Here is a 16411-nt window from a genome sequence, read left to right as displayed (position 1 = left end):
CGAACGAAGTCATCATGTCCCGTCAAGCAACTGTTGATTTCGCATGTAATCTGGATCTTTCGGTCGAAAGGGTCACGGATTTCATCGGTGCAAACTGGCTGAGGCCGACAATCCTGTCGGACCCTGACTTTTATCGATGGCAATTCGTCGATCCTGTCGGCGGCAAGGGTAAGGACCATTGCGTCGTCGCGCTGCTTGACGGCGAGATCGTCGGCTTCCTCGGATTGAACAAGCGGACGTTCAATGCGGGAGGCAGAAATCTGAATGGTGCAGAACTCACGACATGGATCGTCAAGGAGGAGGCCCGCGGGACGGGTGTCGCCAAGGCGATGCTCGATCTGGTGAAAAGGAACTTCGACATCGCGTACGGCGCCAACATCACCAAGGATGCCGTGCGCGCTTATATTCGAATGGGCTTCAAGTTCATTCGGGAAGTGCCGCGGCTCTTGCGGATATACGACTTCAACAAGGTGACCGCGCTTGGAACCATGGATGCGGTCATTCCGAAAGTGTTCAAGGTAGCGTCCGCACATTCGGAAGCGTCCCTACCCTTTTCGGCTGTCGACATCGCGAAAATTGACGGCGCGTGGCAGGATCGGTTCGACCGCTCGCACGCCAATCTGGCATGGCGTTACGCGAACCATCCTGTCTATCGATATCAGGCCTTGCGCATCGGTGAGGACACCACATTCATTTATCGGATCGAGGAAGTCGCCGGTGTGAGGATCATGATTCCGACCGACATCCTGTGCTCGGAATTACCCACAAGCCCCGTCGTTGCGGCACTCGATTACTTTGCCCGCTCTGAGGACATCGACCTGATCGACTTCTTCTCAACCAACGGTGCAATGAATGCCGCCCTGACGAGGGCCGGCTTCATACCATGCCTCGATTTGCGTGATTTCGTCGATCTTGCCTATCTCTATAACCCGCTGGAGGTGAAGTCCTCCAAATCCTATTCGCTGATCAGCTACCTCGATGAAAGCATTTCGCTAAGCGGGCTGGACATCCATAGCTTGCATATCACGAAGGCGGATTGCGACCTGGACAGACCCAACCCGACCTATTTGGAGAAGATAGGGAGAGCTCAAAAATGAAGCTGCTGATCGTCAACTTCCACTACATCCGCGACGAAACCTATGAAGGCGGAATATATCCGCGGACCTTCAGCGAATTGTCCGACCAGGTCGATGCCCTGTCGCGCCACTATGAATTCATCGCACCTGCCGAACTCGCTTCGATGGTGGCGGGCGATCGGAAGGGGGGCAATTTCTGCCTCCTGACGTTCGATGACGGGCTCAAGGAGCAGATGGCCGCACTTGAACTGCTTCAGCGCAAGGGCGTTCCCGCCGCATTCTATGTAACGACCGCTCCCATTCGCGATAACACCGTCGCCGATGTTCACAAACTGCATCATATACGTTCCACGGTTCCGGACGCGCATCTCTACGACTTCATCGGCACGCGGATGGACTTGTCGAAAGTCGTCTACCCCGAAAACATCGACAGCCTCTATCGCTACGATCCGCCGGAATCCAAGCGCCTGAAGTATCTCCTGAACTTCATTCTCACAGCCGCAGAAAAAGATCGTATCGTTGGAATGCTCTTCGACGAGGTTGCGGATGAAGAGGCTTATTCGAAGAGCCTCTACATGAATACCGACGACCTTCGGAAACTGGGCTCCCTCGATTATCTCGGCGTCCACGGAGACGCACATTTGCCGCTGGCGACCCTCAGTGAAGATGGAATTCGGCAGGACACAGAAGCCTGCATGAGTTTTTTGCAGGAGCATGGCGGCAGGAACAGCCTGCACTCGATTTCCTACCCCTTTGGCGGCCCCAAGGCGGTTTCGCAGACCGTCGCGGATATCTCCGCGGGCTATGGATTCTCGTTCGGCCTGACCATGTTCCGGGGCATCAACGAGATTTCCGATTTCGATACCCCTTTCCTGCTCAAGCGCGTCGATACCAATGACGCCCCCGGCGGAAAATCCGGCAGCACGGAGTATTGCATTTGAAGGTTCTGGCGGTCGTTCCCGCGCGCGCGGGGTCCAAGGGGTTTCCAAACAAGAATATTGCAAAGATCGGCGGGGTCACGCTGCTCGAGTGGGCCGTTCGTGTGGGCAAGGATTGCCCGCTCGTGTCCGATGTCTATGTATCGACAGACAGCGAAGCCTATGAGAGCATCGGCCTTGCTGCCGGCGCGAAATCCGCTGGGCTTCGTCCAGCGCATCTGGCAAGCGACAGTGCCAAGACGGTCGATGTCATTCTCGATCTCCTGGATCAACTCCCCACACGATATGACTATGTCGTGCTCCTGCAGCCCACCTCGCCGATCAGGAAGGCGGAGGATATCGCAGCCATGATTGCGAAGGTCCAGGAGGCACAAGCGGATGCCGCCGTATCCGTTGCCCGTCTGGAGGAACCGCATCCCCACAAGCTGAAGGCTATCAGCGATGACGGCTTCATTCGCCCATTTATCGAAGGCACCTCGTCCGAGGTGCCGCGCCAGGCGCTACCGCCGGCCTACCTGCTGAATGGCGCATTGTACGTCGTACGCACGTCGGCACTGCAACAGTATCGGACATTCCTTCCCGCGAAGACAGTTGCCTATGTGATGGGCCGTGGTGTCAACGTTGACACCCCCGAAGATTTTGTGCTCCTTGAATCAATGTATGCGAAAGGCGGGTTGCTGTGAAACTGGGCCTTAAAAAGGGAACTGGCATGGGTGAGAGGTTTGTAGTCGAAATCAACGGCAACAGCGGCGAAGTCGATGTTATCCTTGGTCACGGCAAACATATCCTGCGCGGATACAACCGAGACAATGTCAAACTGATCGGCGGATGGTATTTCAACAACATCTCGATCAACACGGAGTTTCTGGCCGGAATCATCGAGAAACACGCCATCAAGCGCGTCAACTTCATCGGCACCAGCAAATCCTGTACAGGCGCCATTATCCTGACGAAGGAGCTCATCTCGAAGTTTCCGAACGTCGTCTTCAACCTGTTTCTTTTCTCGGCGTATACGACCGTAGACAGGGACGTCTATATCCGCCGGAAAATCGAGGCCGGCGCACCTGGCTCGCTCAAGTCATTTTGGGAGTCGGAAAAATACAATCCAAAGGCTGTCCGTCGCGCCGAAGCGCGTGGTCTCGTCAACAAGCCGAATGTCTTTCTTTACCTCTTTTATCCCGAAAAATCGAGACAGGGAGAGCCTCAACTGGCCAAACGGGTCGTGGGTGACAACATCCACTACATCGGCATGCCTGTCTGGCTGCACAACACGCTCTATCCATTGTGGAAGAAGATAGAGGACAACAAGACCATTGAAATCTATGAGAGCGAATTCAGGGAAATGCAGCCCGATGACTTCGCCTTCTACACAAAATTGCAGAATTGCCAGCATTACCGCTTCAATCTCTATTCCTGTGTCGAGAATATGGACAGGTTCATGAAGCACCTCGACGCGTTCAAGGCGGACCTCGTGGCGGAGAGACGCGCGAACACGCGCGCCGCTCAAAGCGAAGCGGAAAACTCGGTTCAGGCGTAGAACCAAGTCGGGTATCCGGCATTTTCAGCGTGAAGCCGTGTCAGGACGACCCGATAACCCTGGGCCGCGATGCACGCTTCATCGCTGTCCGGTAAAACGGGTATTCCATCTCGGCATCGCGTTTTCACCATAGACTTGTTGCACTTGCAAATATCGACTCGCCTATATCGGGCACGTTTTGTTTGGGAGGCCGCATGGACCGCCGTTCTTTCCTGGGTGCCGGAGCACTGATTGCCGCCGACACCGGAATCGCTCGCCTGGGACACGCCGAGACAACCGCGTTTCTCGCGGAGAATGGCCAAGCGGCCGCCGACGGCAAGGCAACAGACCAATCAAGTGCTGAAATCTCCGCAAATTTGGCTCAGGAAGCCGCAGAGGCAGCAAGAACCGCCGCGGAAAGCATCGATATCCGCCGCGTTCCCGACATGGATGCGCTGAGAACGCTCAACACCGACACGACCAAGCTTGCATTCCTTCCGGACGACACCGGCTTCGACTGGAAAGACGTCGATAGCACGGAAGCAGCACGGTTGGATCCCAACGAACATATTCTGGTGAGGGACCCCAAAAAGCCGCTGGCGTTCGGTGCCTGGTATCGACGGCTGAAAGGCGACGAACCAAGCGTTCGTGACGGCTTCAAGGCCAAGGGGGACGGACGCGCTGATGACACCGCGGCGCTGCAGGACGCCATCTACTGGATGGAATATTATCCGTTGAGATCCCGCGCATTGACGTGGGAGCGGGGCGTCTACAATGTTTCGCAGCTCATCATCCCGGATGAGATCACGGGCGTCTCCTTTAACGGTCGGTCCTTCTGGGATTCAACCATCATGTGTCACGACGGCGGCAGCGAGCCGCTCATCCGAAACGCATCCCAGGAATTCAAGATGTTCGACCTGTCGCTGCTCTCCGCGCGACCGAACACCGACAACTGGAACGACCAAAAGAACGGCCTGCATAATGACAGGGGTGATGGCCAGCGTGCCGATGTCGACGTCACGATCAGTCGCTGCCGCATCGCCGGTTTCTATCAGGGCGTCTATCACAAGGGACGAGGGCTTTCGGCACACGGCAACCATTTTGCGTCCTGCCATTTCGGCATCAGCCTCGATTGGCCGGATTTAGGCAGTTATGTTCCAAGTGACACAACAGGCGACGATGTCTTTGATGACCCCATGGGCTTCCGCGGGATCGCCATATCCGACACACGCTTCCACTCGTTGAATTACGCCGCTGTCGCAAACGTTGGCCTGAATGCAGCGAAGATCGTTGGTTTGAAGATCAACGATATCTCGCTCGATATCGGTCGCCGCATATTCTATGGCCATCTGGGAACACACGGGTCGATCACCAACTCCACGTCGACCCTCTCGGCAACCGAAATTCTCGAACTCACGGGTGGACTTGATTTCAATGTTTCCGGAATTACGGGCGGGGGCAACGCCAAGAACGGCGCGAGGACACCGACAAACCTCATCAAACTGACTGATGGGCTTTTTACCGCCGGCAGATTTTCAAATATTACACTGTCAAACTGCGAAGAACACGCAATTCACGACAATTCGACATGCCTCGAAGGCGTGACATTTTCGGACATCACGTTTCACAATGTCGGGTTCAGTGCCCCAGAAACGTCGCGTGCCTTCAGTTTCGGGTCACAGAATTCCGATATCGAGGTCGTGAACACAAAGCTTGTGGGGGCCGACCGCCTGCAAGGTGTCGTAGGCAACAACTTTAGCAATAATCGCATCCGCGCGATCAACCTGTCAAAGACCGGTAACGACACGCCTTGGACGATAGGCTCTCCAATTGTTCTCGTCGGCAAGCGGCAACGTTATTCTCCAGAGTTGATTCCAGTGACCAATATCGCGGACATAAGCGCGACTGTTCTCGACTGGATCTATGTCGACGATGACCTGATCGAGATTGGCGGCCGCTTTGCCGCCACGGCAGTAGAGGCTGGCAATTGTGAAGTCGACCTACCTCTCCCTGTCGCCGCGGTGTTTGAGCAGCCGCAGGACGCATGGGGTTCTCTGATTGCAGCCACTCCGGGTATGAATGTCGCCGGCGTGGCTGTGGCCAACGGCAATATGCTGCGTCTGCGCTGGCTCGCTCCTAAAAACAAGGATATCAGTTTCTGCCTCACGGCGCGCTACGGGATCCGTTGACGCAGTTCTTGCGCAGATGCGTGGGGCGAGCGTTTACCAAACTATAGAGCGGAGGGCGAAATTCTTAAATTTCATTGTTGCCTGCCGTACTTTCCCACCAAGATGGGAGCGCTACAATTTCCGCATTTCCCCGTCGCCGGTTGAGGCTGCGCGAAGCCGCGACGGCGTCATGGGATGGATGCGGCTCCAGGCTCTGCGAAACTGGCGGATGGAAGCGAAGCCCGAGCGTTCGGCAACATGCTCCATGTCGATCTGTGATCCCACCACCAGTTCCCGCGCCAACGCTATGCGCATACCGTTCACATAGTCGATGACGCTCATACCGACATGCTCGTTGAAGAGCCTCGAAAGGTTACGCGGGCTTGTGACCGCGACGTTGGCCAGAGATGTGACCGACCAGTCGGCGGAAGGCTCTGCCGTTACGGCATCCTGTGCTCGATGGATAGCGGGATGGATATGATTACGGCCTTCGAGCCAAGGGGACAGCTGCGGATCGCCGCCGGCACGCCGCAGATAGACGACAAGATTGCGGGCAATGGAAAGTGCCACCGCATGGCTGGTTTCGCGCGCCACGATCGCCAGCATCAGATCAATGCCGGCCGTCACGCCGGCGCTGGTCATACGCTCGCGGTCCTCGACGAACAGGCGGTTATCACGCACCCGTGCCGTCGGCGCGAGACGAACAAGATCAGCCAGCATTGAATGGTGGGTGGTGCATTCATGGCCTTCGAGTAGCCCGGCGCGGGCGATGAGCAGCGCGCCGGAGCAGATCGTCACGAGGCGGATGCCCGGGCGGATGGTTCGCCTCAGCCATGCGACGATTTCCGACTCCAGAGCTGCATCGGCCGGTCGCGTGTCCTGCCGGATGCCGAGGGGTTCGTCAACTGCACCGGCGACGACCACGAAGGCGCCGTCCGGCAAGTGTTCCGGAAGCGGTCCGATGCCGGCAATGCCGAGCCCGACCGAAGCCATTACCTCCGGTGAAGGCCCGACATAATTTACCAGAAAGCGGACATTCGCCTGATCCATGTTGGCCCGGCGCAAGACTTCCATAGGGCCGGCGATATCCAGAAGCAGGGCGCGCGGCGGCACGACGAGGAAAACGGGGATATGCCGCATCGCCGCGCTACCGTTCATGCTGCCACCGCTGGTTCAAGACCCGCCAGAGCTTCCCGGACGGTGACGATACGGGCGAAGCGTCCGGCAAGGACAAGCTCCGTCCGGGCACGGATATCGGCCGCGCTCCATTGCCGTCCGGCAGCATCAACCATCGGGAAGGTCAGCGTTGCTTCGCTCACGTAATCGACGGCATAGCCGAGATCTGAGGCGTGGCGCGTCGTGGTTTCGCAGCATTGTTCCGTGCGGATGCCCGACACGAGAAGGCGACGGATGCCGTTCTCGGTCAGCCAGACATCGAGCCCGCTTCCCACCAGCGCGCTATGGCGCTGTTTATGGAAAACTGCATCCGGAGTGATAGCCAGCGGGGCAATCGGCTTTACGAAACCAGACGCCACGCTGAACACACCCTTGGCCTCGACATGGAAAATCTGAACCACTGCTATTCCGGCAGCCTTTGCTCCATCGACCAGTTCCTGCTGCCTGGCGATGTAGTGCGCAAACTCTTCATCGCGAAAATAGTCGCGCTGGCGAAAGGATTCCTGGGCATCAATGACGAGAAGTGCTGTTGAATAGGACATTTTTTCGTCTCCGTCGGTTTCGATGAAGACAAGCCTAACGACTGAAAATCAAGCGAAAAAGGCAGATAAAGGACCAATCGGGGACATATCACGCCAACATTTGACGATGCTCTCACGCTTTTCCAGAAGGTTCCGTCTGGGACTTGCGCGCCTTTTAGATTGTGGGGCAAGGATTTTCACGTCGCAGACATTTAATAATATATAATTTCTATAGACTATTTTGTGCGTCTGCCAAGCTGAAACGTCATCAACAAGGAGTTTTCCCATGGGAGTGATCGACCAGCAGACGATAGACTACACCTTGCATCCGCGGGTGAATTCCAGCGATCCGGTTCCACCTCGTCCGCGTCCCGAAACGCCTGCGCACATTATTGCCACCGATGAGGAAGCCATTGCCATTGCCGAACGCCTGGCCGGCGAATTCGCCGTGGGGGCTGCCTTGCGGGATCGCGAAGGTCTGTTGCCGCTGGCTGAGATCGATGCCTATTCCCAGAGTGGGCTCTGGAGCATCAATGTTCCAAAGACCTATGGTGGCCCCGGCGTATCCTACAAAACCTTGGCGCGGGTAATCGCCATTCTTGCGGCTGCTGATCCTTCGATCGCACAGATCACGCAGAACCATCTGGCCATCAACGGACACATTGATCTTGATGGCACGGAAGAGCAGAAGAAGGAATTTTTCGGATGGGTACTGTCCGGCCTGCGCTTCGGCAATGCTTTCTCTGAGTTGAGCAGCAAGACGGTGGCAGCGTTCGAAACCCGGGTCGCTTATGACGGCGACCATGCTGTTGTGAACGGCGAGAAATTTTACACGACCGGCGCCCTGCTCTCGCACATCATTCCGATTGTCGCGGTTGATGAAGAGGGCAAGGGTTTCCTCGTCTTCACGGATCGCAACGCGCCGGGCATCACGGTGACCAACAACTGGTCGAGCTTTGGCCAGCGCACCACCGCGTCCGGGTCGGTCAAAATCGAAAACGTGAGGGTTCACAGAAGCCGGCTGCTGCCGGTCGCGGCCTTTGACCGGCCGACCGTCGCAGGTCCCGTTTCGCAGATCATCCAGGCCGCCGTCGATGTCGGCATTGCGCGTGGCGCGATCGAGGAGACCATCGCTTTCGTCAAGACACAAAGCAGGCCGTGGATCGACAGCGGCAAGGAAACGGCCGGAGAAGATCCATTCACGATTGCCGCGATCGGTGACCTCAAAATCAAGCTGCATGCCGCTGAAGCTTTGCTTGGTATTGCGGGCGAAGCCATTGATCGCGGCCTGAAAAACCCGACGGAAGAGGCGATTGCCGACGCGACGATCAAGACGGCCGAAGCGAAGGTGCTCACAACGGAGATTGCCATTCTCGCCACGAATAAGCTGTTCGAGCTTGCCGGCACACGATCGACACTCGCCAAGCACAATCTCGACCGGCACTGGCGCAATGCCCGGGCCCACACCTTGCACGACCCGGTGCGCTGGAAGTTTTTCCATGTCGGAAACTTCTACCTGAACGACATCAATCCTCCCCGCCATCCGTGGAGCTGACGCATCTTGGGGGTGCCGGTCCATCCGTCCGGCACCCCTCTCCTGCCCATCTGGAAATACAACGATGCCAACTCCACGCCGCTTCTTCGTTTCCGATGCCGCACCGCCGCCGCCAACAGCCCGCTATGCGCATGCGGTCGAATTCGGCGGCCTGCTGCATGTTACAGGACAGCTCCCAGTCGACCCGGATGCACCCGAAGCTCCGCTTCCAAAAACGATAGGGCAGCAAACCGAGCTGGTTTTCAAAAATCTGCGTCGCATTGCCGATGCCGCGAACTATCACCTTGAGAACACGGTGTTCGTCCGCATCTACCTGTTGGATTTCGATCGGGACTATGTCGGCTTCAACACGGTTTACCACCGGCACTTCGACAACAATCTATCGCTTCCCGGCCGCACCACCGTCGGCGTTGCAAAACTGGGCCGCGGAGCGCTCGTGGAGATAGATCTTGTCATCGCAAAAGCGTTTGAGGGAAACGAGCTATAAGTTTCAACCTGTCACGGACGCGCCGTGACCGAGAAGCTTCCGGCGCGCATCGACCAGAAGATCGATATGCGGTGCTGTGCCATCGATGTGCCAGTTGTCGATAATCCATTCCTTATTGACCACCGGATTGTGCGGCGAGATCGTCATGGCATTGTGCCAATGACGATCGAGGCGTGGGACTCGCAGATAGCGGTCGCTCAGCGCATTGAACAGCAGGCTGCGGACGCGCTGCGTGAATTCCGGGACGATGATCTGCGAGAAATGGGCTTCGACCGGGGTGGCATCGTTTACGGCCTGGAGCTGGTCGGCTCTTGAGTCAAGCCTTCACAGCCATCGTCCTCCGCAACGAATGATGAAGAAGCTGAAGCAGATTTTTCCGAGCGTTCGCGAAGGCTTCGCTATATCGGTCGGGGCGCTCGGCAAGATCAACATCGATCACATCGAGAATCCTGCCCGGCGAAGGCTGCATGACAACGATCCGCCGCGCCAGGAAAAGCGCTTCGTCGATATCATGGGTGACGATGATCATCGTCGGTCTCGATGCGGTCCAGATGTTAAGAAGATGCTCCTGCAGGTCGGCGCGCGTAAAGGCGTCAAGAGCCGAAAACGGCTCGTCCAGCAGAAGCACTTCAGGGCTGGTTGCCAGTGCACGCGCGATTGCGACACGTTGCGCCTGCCCGCCGGAAAGCTCCTTTGGCCAGCGATGGCCGTATCCCGAAAGCCCGATCCTCTCGAGACCATGCGATACGATCTCATCCCTTTTTTGACGATCCAGATCCGCAAGACCGAAACCGATATTGTCGGCAACCGTTAGCCAGGGCAGAAGCCGTGGCTCCTGGAAGATGAGGTTGACCAGCGGGTGCGGCTTGTCGATCATCTGGCCATCGATGACGACGGAACCCTGGGTTGGAGTTTCCAAGCCACTGACCAGCCGCAGCAAGGTGCTTTTGCCACAACCCGAGCCTCCGATGACGGCGGTGATTTCGCCACGCGGCAGTGAGAGCGAAAAACGGTCCAGGGCATGCTGGCCATTCGGGTAAATCTTGGTGAGGTTCCGGATCTCCAGCACGTCACGCCTCCCGCCGGAAATTGTCCTGCCAGTGCAGGAATGGCGTTGTGGCAGCGACAAGCAGGCTGTCCGTCAGTTTCCCGACAATGGCAAAAACCAGAATAGCCGCCATGACCTGATCGGGCTTGCCCAGTTGCTGACCATCGACAAGCAGATAGCCGAGCCCCTCCGAGGCCCCCATGAATTCGGCGGCGACGACGAACATCCAGCCGAGACCGAGGCCGGCGCGCAGGGAAATAATGAATGTCGGCAGGACCGCCGGCAGCAGAATACGACGCACCAGATCGAAACCCGAAAGACGGAAAATGCGCCCGACTTCAACGATCTTCCGGTCGACGGAAAGAAGGGCGCCAACGACACCGAGATAGACCGGGAAAAACACTCCGACGGCAATCAGCACCACCTTGGAGGTCTCGAAAATACCGAACCAGAGAATGAAAAGCGGAACCCAGGCGATGGATGGGATCGCGCGAAGCGCCTGCAAGGTCGGATCGACCAGCCGGCGTATGGTTGCAAAGTAACCGACGATCGCACCGATCACGGTTGCGGCAACTGCGCCGAAGACAAACCCCAAGGCAACGCGCAGTGTTGTTGCCCAGATATGGAGGGCAAGCTCGCCTGAGGCGGCAAGTCCGGCAAGGGTTTCAAGAATACGGGAAGGCGGAGGAAGCAGACGGCTGTTGAACAGCCCGCCATAAGCGGCGACTTCCCAGATCAAAAGAATTCCCACCGGAAAGACCACCGAAAGCACAATCCTGGCCAGAGGCCAGGATTGCTTCGCTTTGACGGGGTGGCTTTGCAGCAGCGCAAGCCTCTCTTCCACCACCTCAGTCATGGCCTGTCCTTATTGCGTAATCGCAAAGCGCGTGTCGATCAGCTCCGACACGGTCTTCTCGACATCGATATCGGCCGGCAAAACGCCCGCCTGCTGCAGCGCGAGGCCAGCCGCAAGGATGGTCCCCTTCTGCTTCTCACCAATCGCTGGCTGGGTGAGATCGGTCCGCTCCAGCTGTTTTTCGATTACCGGTTCAGGAAGCTTCGCCGCTTCGACCAACGCCACCTTCAGGGCAGCCGGATCCTTGATCGCTTCCGCACGCGCGACCTCATAGGTCGCGATCACGCGGTTGACGATATCAGGGTGCTCGTTGGCAAAGGTTTCGGTGGTGTTCAGTACACCCCACGTGTTGTTCTCCGGCTTGCGATGAAAGAGTTTGGCGCCGCCTTCGAGTTCCGCAGAGGCCATCAGCGGATCAAGACCTGCCCAGGCATCCACGTCGCCACGCAGCAGGGCAAGTTTGCCGTCGGCATGCTGCAATAGCACCAGGCTTACATCCTTGTCGGTGAGCCCGGCATCGGCCAGAGCACGGGTCAGGAAGATATGGGGATCAGTACCGCGCGTGACCGCAATCTTCTTACCCTTCAGGTCCTCCACCTTGGTTATGCCTGTATCCGGCCGCGTCACGAGCGCGGTCCATTCCGGGCGCGAATAGACGTAGATGGATTTCACCGGATTGCCGTTGACGCGCGCGATCAGCGCGGCCGCACCTGCCGTGGAGCCAAAATCGATCGACTCTGAGTTCAGAAACTCAAGCGCCTTGTTGGAGCCAGCCGACTGCACCCAAGTTACCTTGATGCCATCCTTCTCGAACTCCTTTTCGAGAAGGCCTTCCTTTTTCAAAAGGACACTGACCGGATTGTAGGTTGCCCAGTCGATGCGGATTTCTGAAAGGTCAGCGGCCTGCGCATTCAGGCCAAAACCGAGTGCGACCGCGACGCCAAAGACCAAACTGCGAACAGTGCTCATCATTGTCTCCCTCAATAGAAATTGTGGGAGAAAGGTAACGAGAGCAGGCCACGTTGCTGAGAAATAATCTACTATTTTTGTTGAAATAGTAGAAAATTACGTCGCAATCCCTTGAGCTGAGCGCCGTTGTGCAATCGCCTGAATATGTTCCGGGCCAATCCCGCAGCAGCCACCCACAACGGACGCGCCCTGCAAACGCCAGAGGTCAATCCACTTCAGGTAATTTTCAGGATCAAGATCCGCGCGAATGTCCGAAATGCCGGCATAGGGCGTATCCGACGGTGGCTCCGGCGCAAAAGCATTGGCATAAACGCCGATCACCGCTGAAGAACCGGCTTCATCTACCACCTGCCGCGCGGCTCGCACCGCGTCGCTCATCACTTCGGGCTGGCTGCAATTGAAGAAAATGCCGGTTGCGCCTGCCTCCAGCGTTTTCCTGACCGCGTCTTCGACACGCTCGCCCGATCGCAGTTCGGGCGGTCCGGTACGACCGTCTTCATCCTTCAGCGTATAGGAAACATAGATCGGCTTGCCGCTGTCCTTCGCCGTCTCCAGAGCCGTCAGCGCCTCCACCGTCGAACTCTGGGTTTCAATCAACCAGAAATCAACATGCGGACCAAGACCGGCCACGAGGGTTTCGAGAATGCGGGGGGCGTCATCCGCCTGGAAACGCTCCGGCCGATAGCTTTCGAACGGCGGTGGCAGCGACCCCGCGACGAGAACGCGGCGGCCTGCACCATCCACGACTTCACGGGCGAGACGCCCTGCCCTGTCGGCCAGAACTCGACCGTCGCGGGTAAAGCGCTCCTCGCCAAGCATATGCGGCACAAGACCATAGGAGTTCGTCGTGATGATATCGCACCGCTGTCGACATAGGCCTGATGGGCGCGGGTCACATAGTCCGGCGCCTCGATCAGCGACAGGGCCGACCATTCCGGCAACCGGAAAGGCGCACCAAGTCGTTCGAGCAGCCGGCCCATACCGCCATCGAGAATGGTGAAACTCGGGGTGATTGTCATGCTATCCTCCTTGCCGATCGGCAGTGAAGCCGCGGCCAAAACGCTGTTCCAGCCGATTTTGAGCGAGTTCGAGCCCGATCGACAGAAACCAATAAATCGCTGCCGCCGTCAGCAGCATTTCCATGTAGTGATAGGTTGATCGCCCATAGGACTGGGCGAGGAAATTCAGTTCCCACAGTCCCATGATCGAGACGAGCGAGGAATCCTTCAGCATCGAGATGAAATGTCCACCCGCCGGCGGGATGATGATCCGCATCGCCTGCGGCGCGATGACTTTGAACGCGATCACGCCGCGTCCGAGTCCGAGCGCCTTGGCGGCTTCAGCCTGCCCGCGCGGTACCGAAAGAATGCCTGCCCGGATCGTTTCCGCAAGATAGGCGCCGTAGTTCAGCGACAACGCCAGAATGCCGGAAGAAAAGCCCGACAGCACGATGCCGAACTGCGGCAGGGCCAGATAGATGATCAGCACCTGCACCAGAAGCGGCGTGCCGCGGAAGAAGGACGCGTAAAAGGTCGCCACGCCGAAGGCCAGCGCGTTCGATGACAGCCGTCCGAGCGCCGTCAGCACGGCGACAAAGAGCGAGACGATCATCGAGATCACGGTGATCAGAATGGTGAGCACAACGCCCTGCACAAAGCCGTCGGGCGACAATCGGAGGCCGAGCATGAAGGGCAGCTTTTCGCCGATCAGACCGAAATCGAGACCCAGATTGTAGAGAAGGCTGACGAGAAGAACGAAGAGCCCCAGCCAGATCAGTTGGACGCGCAGGCGAAAGCCGGAAGGCCCGGCCACGGAAAACCGCGGACGGGCTTTGTCGCTTCTCTCCGTCGCCGGAAGAGCAATATCAGAAGGCATATTTGGTAATATCGACCTTGAACCACTTCTCGGAAATCTTTGCGAGCGTGCCATCATCCTTCAGGGCGGTAATGATGCGCTTCACTTCCGCATCCCATTCCGCATCACCCTTGTCGGTGACAACGGCATTGGGCTCGGCAAAGAGTGGCTCGCCGGCGAGCTTCAGCTTGCCGGTGGCATCGATCTGCCCCTGCGCCGTTCCCAGCGACGCGACGATCGCGTCCAGCCGCACGCCCGGCCCGAGCGCAAGGTTCTGGAAGTTGACCGTTTCGTCATTCGGCACGACCTGAACCTCTCCGAACGAAAAGGAGATGGCCGGCTGGCCGGGAATGGAGAACTTCCGGCTGACATAGGCTTCATAGGACGAGCCGGTGCCGACACCCACCTTCTTGCCGGTGATATCGGCCACCGACTTGATCGCCTGCTCGTCCTTGTTGACCACGAGAACAGCGGGAACGCTGTAATAATTCACCGGGAAATTCACGACCTTGGCACGCTCTTCCGTCGGCGTGGACGAGGTGATGGCGATATCCCAGCGCCCGGCCCAACGGCCGCCGATGATGGTTTCCCAGCCGGGCGTTTCAAGCTTCAGCTTGACGCCCAGCTTTTCTGCAAAGGCCTTGGCGACATCGACATCGAACCCGTCTAGTTCGTTCTTGTCGTTGATAAAGGCGAAGGGCGGATAGTCATTGACGAGCGCGTTGACGACTTCCCCCTTTTCCTTGACCCGATCAAAAACTTCACCGGCTTCAGCCTGGGACGCGAGAGCCGCAAGCGAGATCAGGGTTGCGAGAGTGTATTGGAGAGACTTTGACATGTTAGCCTTTGATAATACTTGAATTTCTGATGGATCGTGCCGTCGTCAGGCCAGCGCGATGGCGCGGTCGAGATCGGCAATCAGATCATCGGGATGCTCCAGACCGATCGACAAACGCACATAGCCGGGGGTGACGCCGGTCGCGAGCTGGTCTTCGATCGAGAGCTGCGAGTGGGTGGTGGTGGAAGGATGGATCGCCAGTGAGCGGGCATCGCCGATATTGGCGAGGTGATAGAAGAGCTGCAGATTGTCGATGAAACGACGCCCGGATTCACGCCCGCCCTTCAGCTCGAAGCCGACGAGCGCCCCGAAATGGTCGGGCTTGAAATACTTGTCCGCCCGAGCCTTCGCCTGCCCATCCTGAAACTTCGGGAAGATCACCCGCTGGACCTTGGCATTGCCTTTCAGATAATCGGCGACCTTGACGGCATTTTCGTTGTGCTGGCGCAAGCGCAGCGGAAGCGTTTCCAGCCCCTGAATGAACTGGAAGGCATTCTGCGGGCTGATGGCGGCACCGAGATCGCGCAGCAGCACGGCGCGGGCGCGCAGGATGTAGGGGTGGAAGGCGATAGTATCAGCCTTCTCGATCCAGGTCTTGCCCTGATAGCTCGGATCGGGTTCGTTGAGGTTCGGCTGGCGCGCAGCGTGCTCGGCCCAGGGGAAGGTGCCGCTATCGACAATAGCGCCACCGATGGAGGTGCCATGGCCGCCGATATATTTGGTGGTCGAATAGACGACGACGGCGGCGCCATGCTCCAGCGGGCGGATGATCAGCGGTGCCGCCGTATTATCCACAATCAGCGGAATACCGAGCTTTCGTCCGATGGCGGCAACCTCGGCAATCGGGAAGACCTCGAGTTTCGGATTGGGAAGGGATTCCGCATAGTAGGCGCGGGTTCGATCGTCGGTTGCCCGTGCGAAAGCCTCAGGGTCCGAAGCATCGACGAAACGCGTCTCGATGCCGAAGCTTTTCAGCGTCGCAGCAAACAGCGCCCAAGTGCCGCCATAAAGACCGGCGGCGCTGACGATGTTGTCGCCACTGCGGGCGACATTGAGGATCGCATAGGCGGATGCCGCCTGACCGGAACCGAGAGCGAGCGCTGCAGCCCCGCCCTCAAGCTCGGCGAGCCGTTGCTCGAAGGCGTCCTGCGTCGGGTTGGAAACGCGAGTGTACAGATGCCCTGCTGCTTCCAGCGCGAAAAGCTTGTCGGCGCCGTCGGTGCCTGGCAGCTGGAAGGACGAGGTCTGGTAGATCGGCACGGCGACTGCACCGGTCGTGGGATCGAAGCGGAAGCTGCCGCCATGCAGCGCGATGGTTTCCGGATGACGGCTTTTGAAGGCCGGCGCACCATTCGGAACCGCTGGCTGCTCGACGATCTCGGGAGACTGATGAATGGTCATGGAATTCC

The 16411-nt window shown here is 57.9% G+C and carries 16 protein-coding genes and 1 pseudogene; 8 read left to right on the top strand and 9 right to left on the bottom strand.

Going from position 1 to position 16411, the window contains the following annotated elements:
- The first annotated feature begins 14 nt into the window (after positions 1 to 14).
- The 5 genes from ASG68_RS13830 (at position 15) to ASG68_RS13810 (ending at position 5719) form a co-directional block, all read left to right on the top strand.
- Positions 15 to 1097 carry a GNAT family N-acetyltransferase gene (locus ASG68_RS13830; protein WP_062583761.1) on the top strand — a complete coding sequence of 361 codons (1083 nt, stop codon included), beginning with the start codon at positions 15 to 17 and terminating at the stop codon, positions 1095 to 1097.
- Positions 1094 to 2017 (top strand): polysaccharide deacetylase family protein, encoded by a 924-nt coding sequence (locus ASG68_RS13825; RefSeq protein WP_062583760.1) that lies wholly within the window; start codon positions 1094 to 1096, stop codon positions 2015 to 2017. The genes ASG68_RS13830 and ASG68_RS13825 overlap by 4 nt, the downstream gene beginning before the upstream one ends.
- On the top strand, positions 2014 to 2697 hold the full coding sequence (locus ASG68_RS13820) for a cytidylyltransferase domain-containing protein (protein ID WP_062583759.1): 684 nt from the start codon (positions 2014 to 2016) through the stop codon (positions 2695 to 2697). The genes ASG68_RS13825 and ASG68_RS13820 overlap by 4 nt, the downstream gene beginning before the upstream one ends.
- Before the next feature lie 26 nt (positions 2698 to 2723).
- Positions 2724 to 3551 (top strand): hypothetical protein, encoded by an 828-nt coding sequence (locus ASG68_RS13815; RefSeq protein WP_062583758.1) that lies wholly within the window; start codon positions 2724 to 2726, stop codon positions 3549 to 3551.
- A gap of 194 nt (positions 3552 to 3745) precedes the next feature.
- Positions 3746 to 5719: a hypothetical protein gene (locus ASG68_RS13810; protein WP_062583757.1), complete on the top strand. Its 1974-nt coding sequence runs from the start codon at positions 3746 to 3748 to the stop codon at positions 5717 to 5719.
- Positions 5720 to 5830: 111 nt separating this feature from the next.
- On the opposite strand, the gene ASG68_RS13805 is transcribed toward ASG68_RS13810, so the two are convergent.
- Positions 5831 to 6856, bottom strand: coding sequence for a GlxA family transcriptional regulator (locus ASG68_RS13805; protein ID WP_062583756.1), 1026 nt, complete (start codon positions 6854 to 6856; stop codon positions 5831 to 5833).
- Entirely contained in the window at positions 6853 to 7416 is a 564-nt protein-coding gene (locus ASG68_RS13800) for an isochorismatase family protein (RefSeq protein WP_062583755.1), read from the bottom strand. Before ASG68_RS13800 ends, ASG68_RS13805 begins: the two co-directional genes overlap by 4 nt.
- Before the next feature lie 265 nt (positions 7417 to 7681).
- Here ASG68_RS13800 and ASG68_RS13795 point away from each other — a divergent pair, with 265 nt between their 5' ends.
- From ASG68_RS13795 to ASG68_RS31410, 3 genes are all read left to right on the top strand, one after another.
- The gene (locus ASG68_RS13795) at positions 7682 to 8950 is read left to right on the top strand and encodes an SfnB family sulfur acquisition oxidoreductase (protein WP_062583754.1); all 1269 of its coding nucleotides are present in this window, start codon (positions 7682 to 7684) and stop codon (positions 8948 to 8950) included.
- Between the two features lie 64 nt (positions 8951 to 9014).
- Positions 9015 to 9437 (top strand): RidA family protein, encoded by a 423-nt coding sequence (locus ASG68_RS13790; RefSeq protein ID WP_062583753.1) that lies wholly within the window; start codon positions 9015 to 9017, stop codon positions 9435 to 9437.
- A 24-nt stretch (positions 9438 to 9461) separates the two neighbouring features.
- Positions 9462 to 9752, top strand: coding sequence for a hypothetical protein (locus tag ASG68_RS31410; RefSeq protein ID WP_156373854.1), 291 nt, complete (start codon positions 9462 to 9464; stop codon positions 9750 to 9752).
- Position 9753: 1 nt separating this feature from the next.
- Here the strand turns inward: ASG68_RS31410 and ASG68_RS13785 are convergent, their stop codons facing one another.
- From ASG68_RS13785 to ASG68_RS13755, 7 genes and pseudogenes are all read right to left on the bottom strand, one after another.
- Positions 9754 to 10506: an ABC transporter ATP-binding protein gene (locus ASG68_RS13785; RefSeq protein WP_062583752.1), complete on the bottom strand. Its 753-nt coding sequence runs from the start codon at positions 10504 to 10506 to the stop codon at positions 9754 to 9756.
- A 1-nt stretch (position 10507) separates the two neighbouring features.
- Positions 10508 to 11341: an ABC transporter permease gene (locus ASG68_RS13780; protein ID WP_082478427.1), complete on the bottom strand. Its 834-nt coding sequence runs from the start codon at positions 11339 to 11341 to the stop codon at positions 10508 to 10510.
- 9 nt (positions 11342 to 11350) lie between these two features.
- Positions 11351 to 12310 (bottom strand): aliphatic sulfonate ABC transporter substrate-binding protein, encoded by a 960-nt coding sequence (locus tag ASG68_RS13775; protein WP_062583751.1) that lies wholly within the window; start codon positions 12308 to 12310, stop codon positions 11351 to 11353.
- Between the two features lie 96 nt (positions 12311 to 12406).
- A pseudogene (locus ASG68_RS13770) lies at positions 12407 to 13290 on the bottom strand (homocysteine S-methyltransferase family protein).
- Between the two features lie 40 nt (positions 13291 to 13330).
- On the bottom strand, positions 13331 to 14122 hold the full coding sequence (locus ASG68_RS13765; RefSeq protein WP_200943294.1) for an amino acid ABC transporter permease: 792 nt from the start codon (positions 14120 to 14122) through the stop codon (positions 13331 to 13333).
- A 52-nt stretch (positions 14123 to 14174) separates the two neighbouring features.
- The gene (locus ASG68_RS13760; protein ID WP_062583749.1) at positions 14175 to 15002 is read right to left on the bottom strand and encodes a transporter substrate-binding domain-containing protein; all 828 of its coding nucleotides are present in this window, start codon (positions 15000 to 15002) and stop codon (positions 14175 to 14177) included.
- A 45-nt stretch (positions 15003 to 15047) separates the two neighbouring features.
- Entirely contained in the window at positions 15048 to 16403 is a 1356-nt protein-coding gene (locus ASG68_RS13755) for an O-acetylhomoserine aminocarboxypropyltransferase/cysteine synthase family protein (protein ID WP_082478426.1), read from the bottom strand.
- Positions 16404 to 16411: the final 8 nt, after the last annotated feature.

This window comes from Rhizobium sp. Leaf453 (assembly GCF_001425605.1).
In the GTDB taxonomy this organism is placed as follows: Bacteria; Pseudomonadota; Alphaproteobacteria; order Rhizobiales; family Rhizobiaceae; genus Pararhizobium.
Note: the sequence above shows the minus strand (reverse complement) of the source record. Positions and strands in the feature narration are given on the sequence as shown.

What these genes read in the sequence shown, in the direction of transcription:
- ASG68_RS13815 (WP_062583758.1), top strand. Translation starts at nt 2,724, where the DNA reads ATGGGTGAGAGGTTTGTAGTCGAAATCAACGGCAACAGCGGCGAAGTC.
- ASG68_RS13790 (WP_062583753.1), top strand. Translation starts at nt 9,015, where the DNA reads ATGCCAACTCCACGCCGCTTCTTCGTTTCCGATGCCGCACCGCCGCCG.
- ASG68_RS13825 (WP_062583760.1), top strand. Translation starts at nt 1,094, where the DNA reads ATGAAGCTGCTGATCGTCAACTTCCACTACATCCGCGACGAAACCTAT.
- ASG68_RS13795 (WP_062583754.1), top strand. Translation starts at nt 7,682, where the DNA reads ATGGGAGTGATCGACCAGCAGACGATAGACTACACCTTGCATCCGCGG.
- ASG68_RS13805 (WP_062583756.1), bottom strand. Translation starts at nt 6,856, where the DNA reads ATGAACGGTAGCGCGGCGATGCGGCATATCCCCGTTTTCCTCGTCGTG.
- ASG68_RS13830 (WP_062583761.1), top strand. Translation starts at nt 15, where the DNA reads ATGTCCCGTCAAGCAACTGTTGATTTCGCATGTAATCTGGATCTTTCG.
- ASG68_RS13800 (WP_062583755.1), bottom strand. Translation starts at nt 7,416, where the DNA reads ATGTCCTATTCAACAGCACTTCTCGTCATTGATGCCCAGGAATCCTTT.
- ASG68_RS13775 (WP_062583751.1), bottom strand. Translation starts at nt 12,310, where the DNA reads ATGAGCACTGTTCGCAGTTTGGTCTTTGGCGTCGCGGTCGCACTCGGT.
- ASG68_RS13760 (WP_062583749.1), bottom strand. Translation starts at nt 15,002, where the DNA reads ATGTCAAAGTCTCTCCAATACACTCTCGCAACCCTGATCTCGCTTGCG.
- ASG68_RS13780 (WP_082478427.1), bottom strand. Translation starts at nt 11,341, where the DNA reads ATGACTGAGGTGGTGGAAGAGAGGCTTGCGCTGCTGCAAAGCCACCCC.
- ASG68_RS13755 (WP_082478426.1), bottom strand. Translation starts at nt 16,403, where the DNA reads ATGACCATTCATCAGTCTCCCGAGATCGTCGAGCAGCCAGCGGTTCCG.
- ASG68_RS13810 (WP_062583757.1), top strand. Translation starts at nt 3,746, where the DNA reads ATGGACCGCCGTTCTTTCCTGGGTGCCGGAGCACTGATTGCCGCCGAC.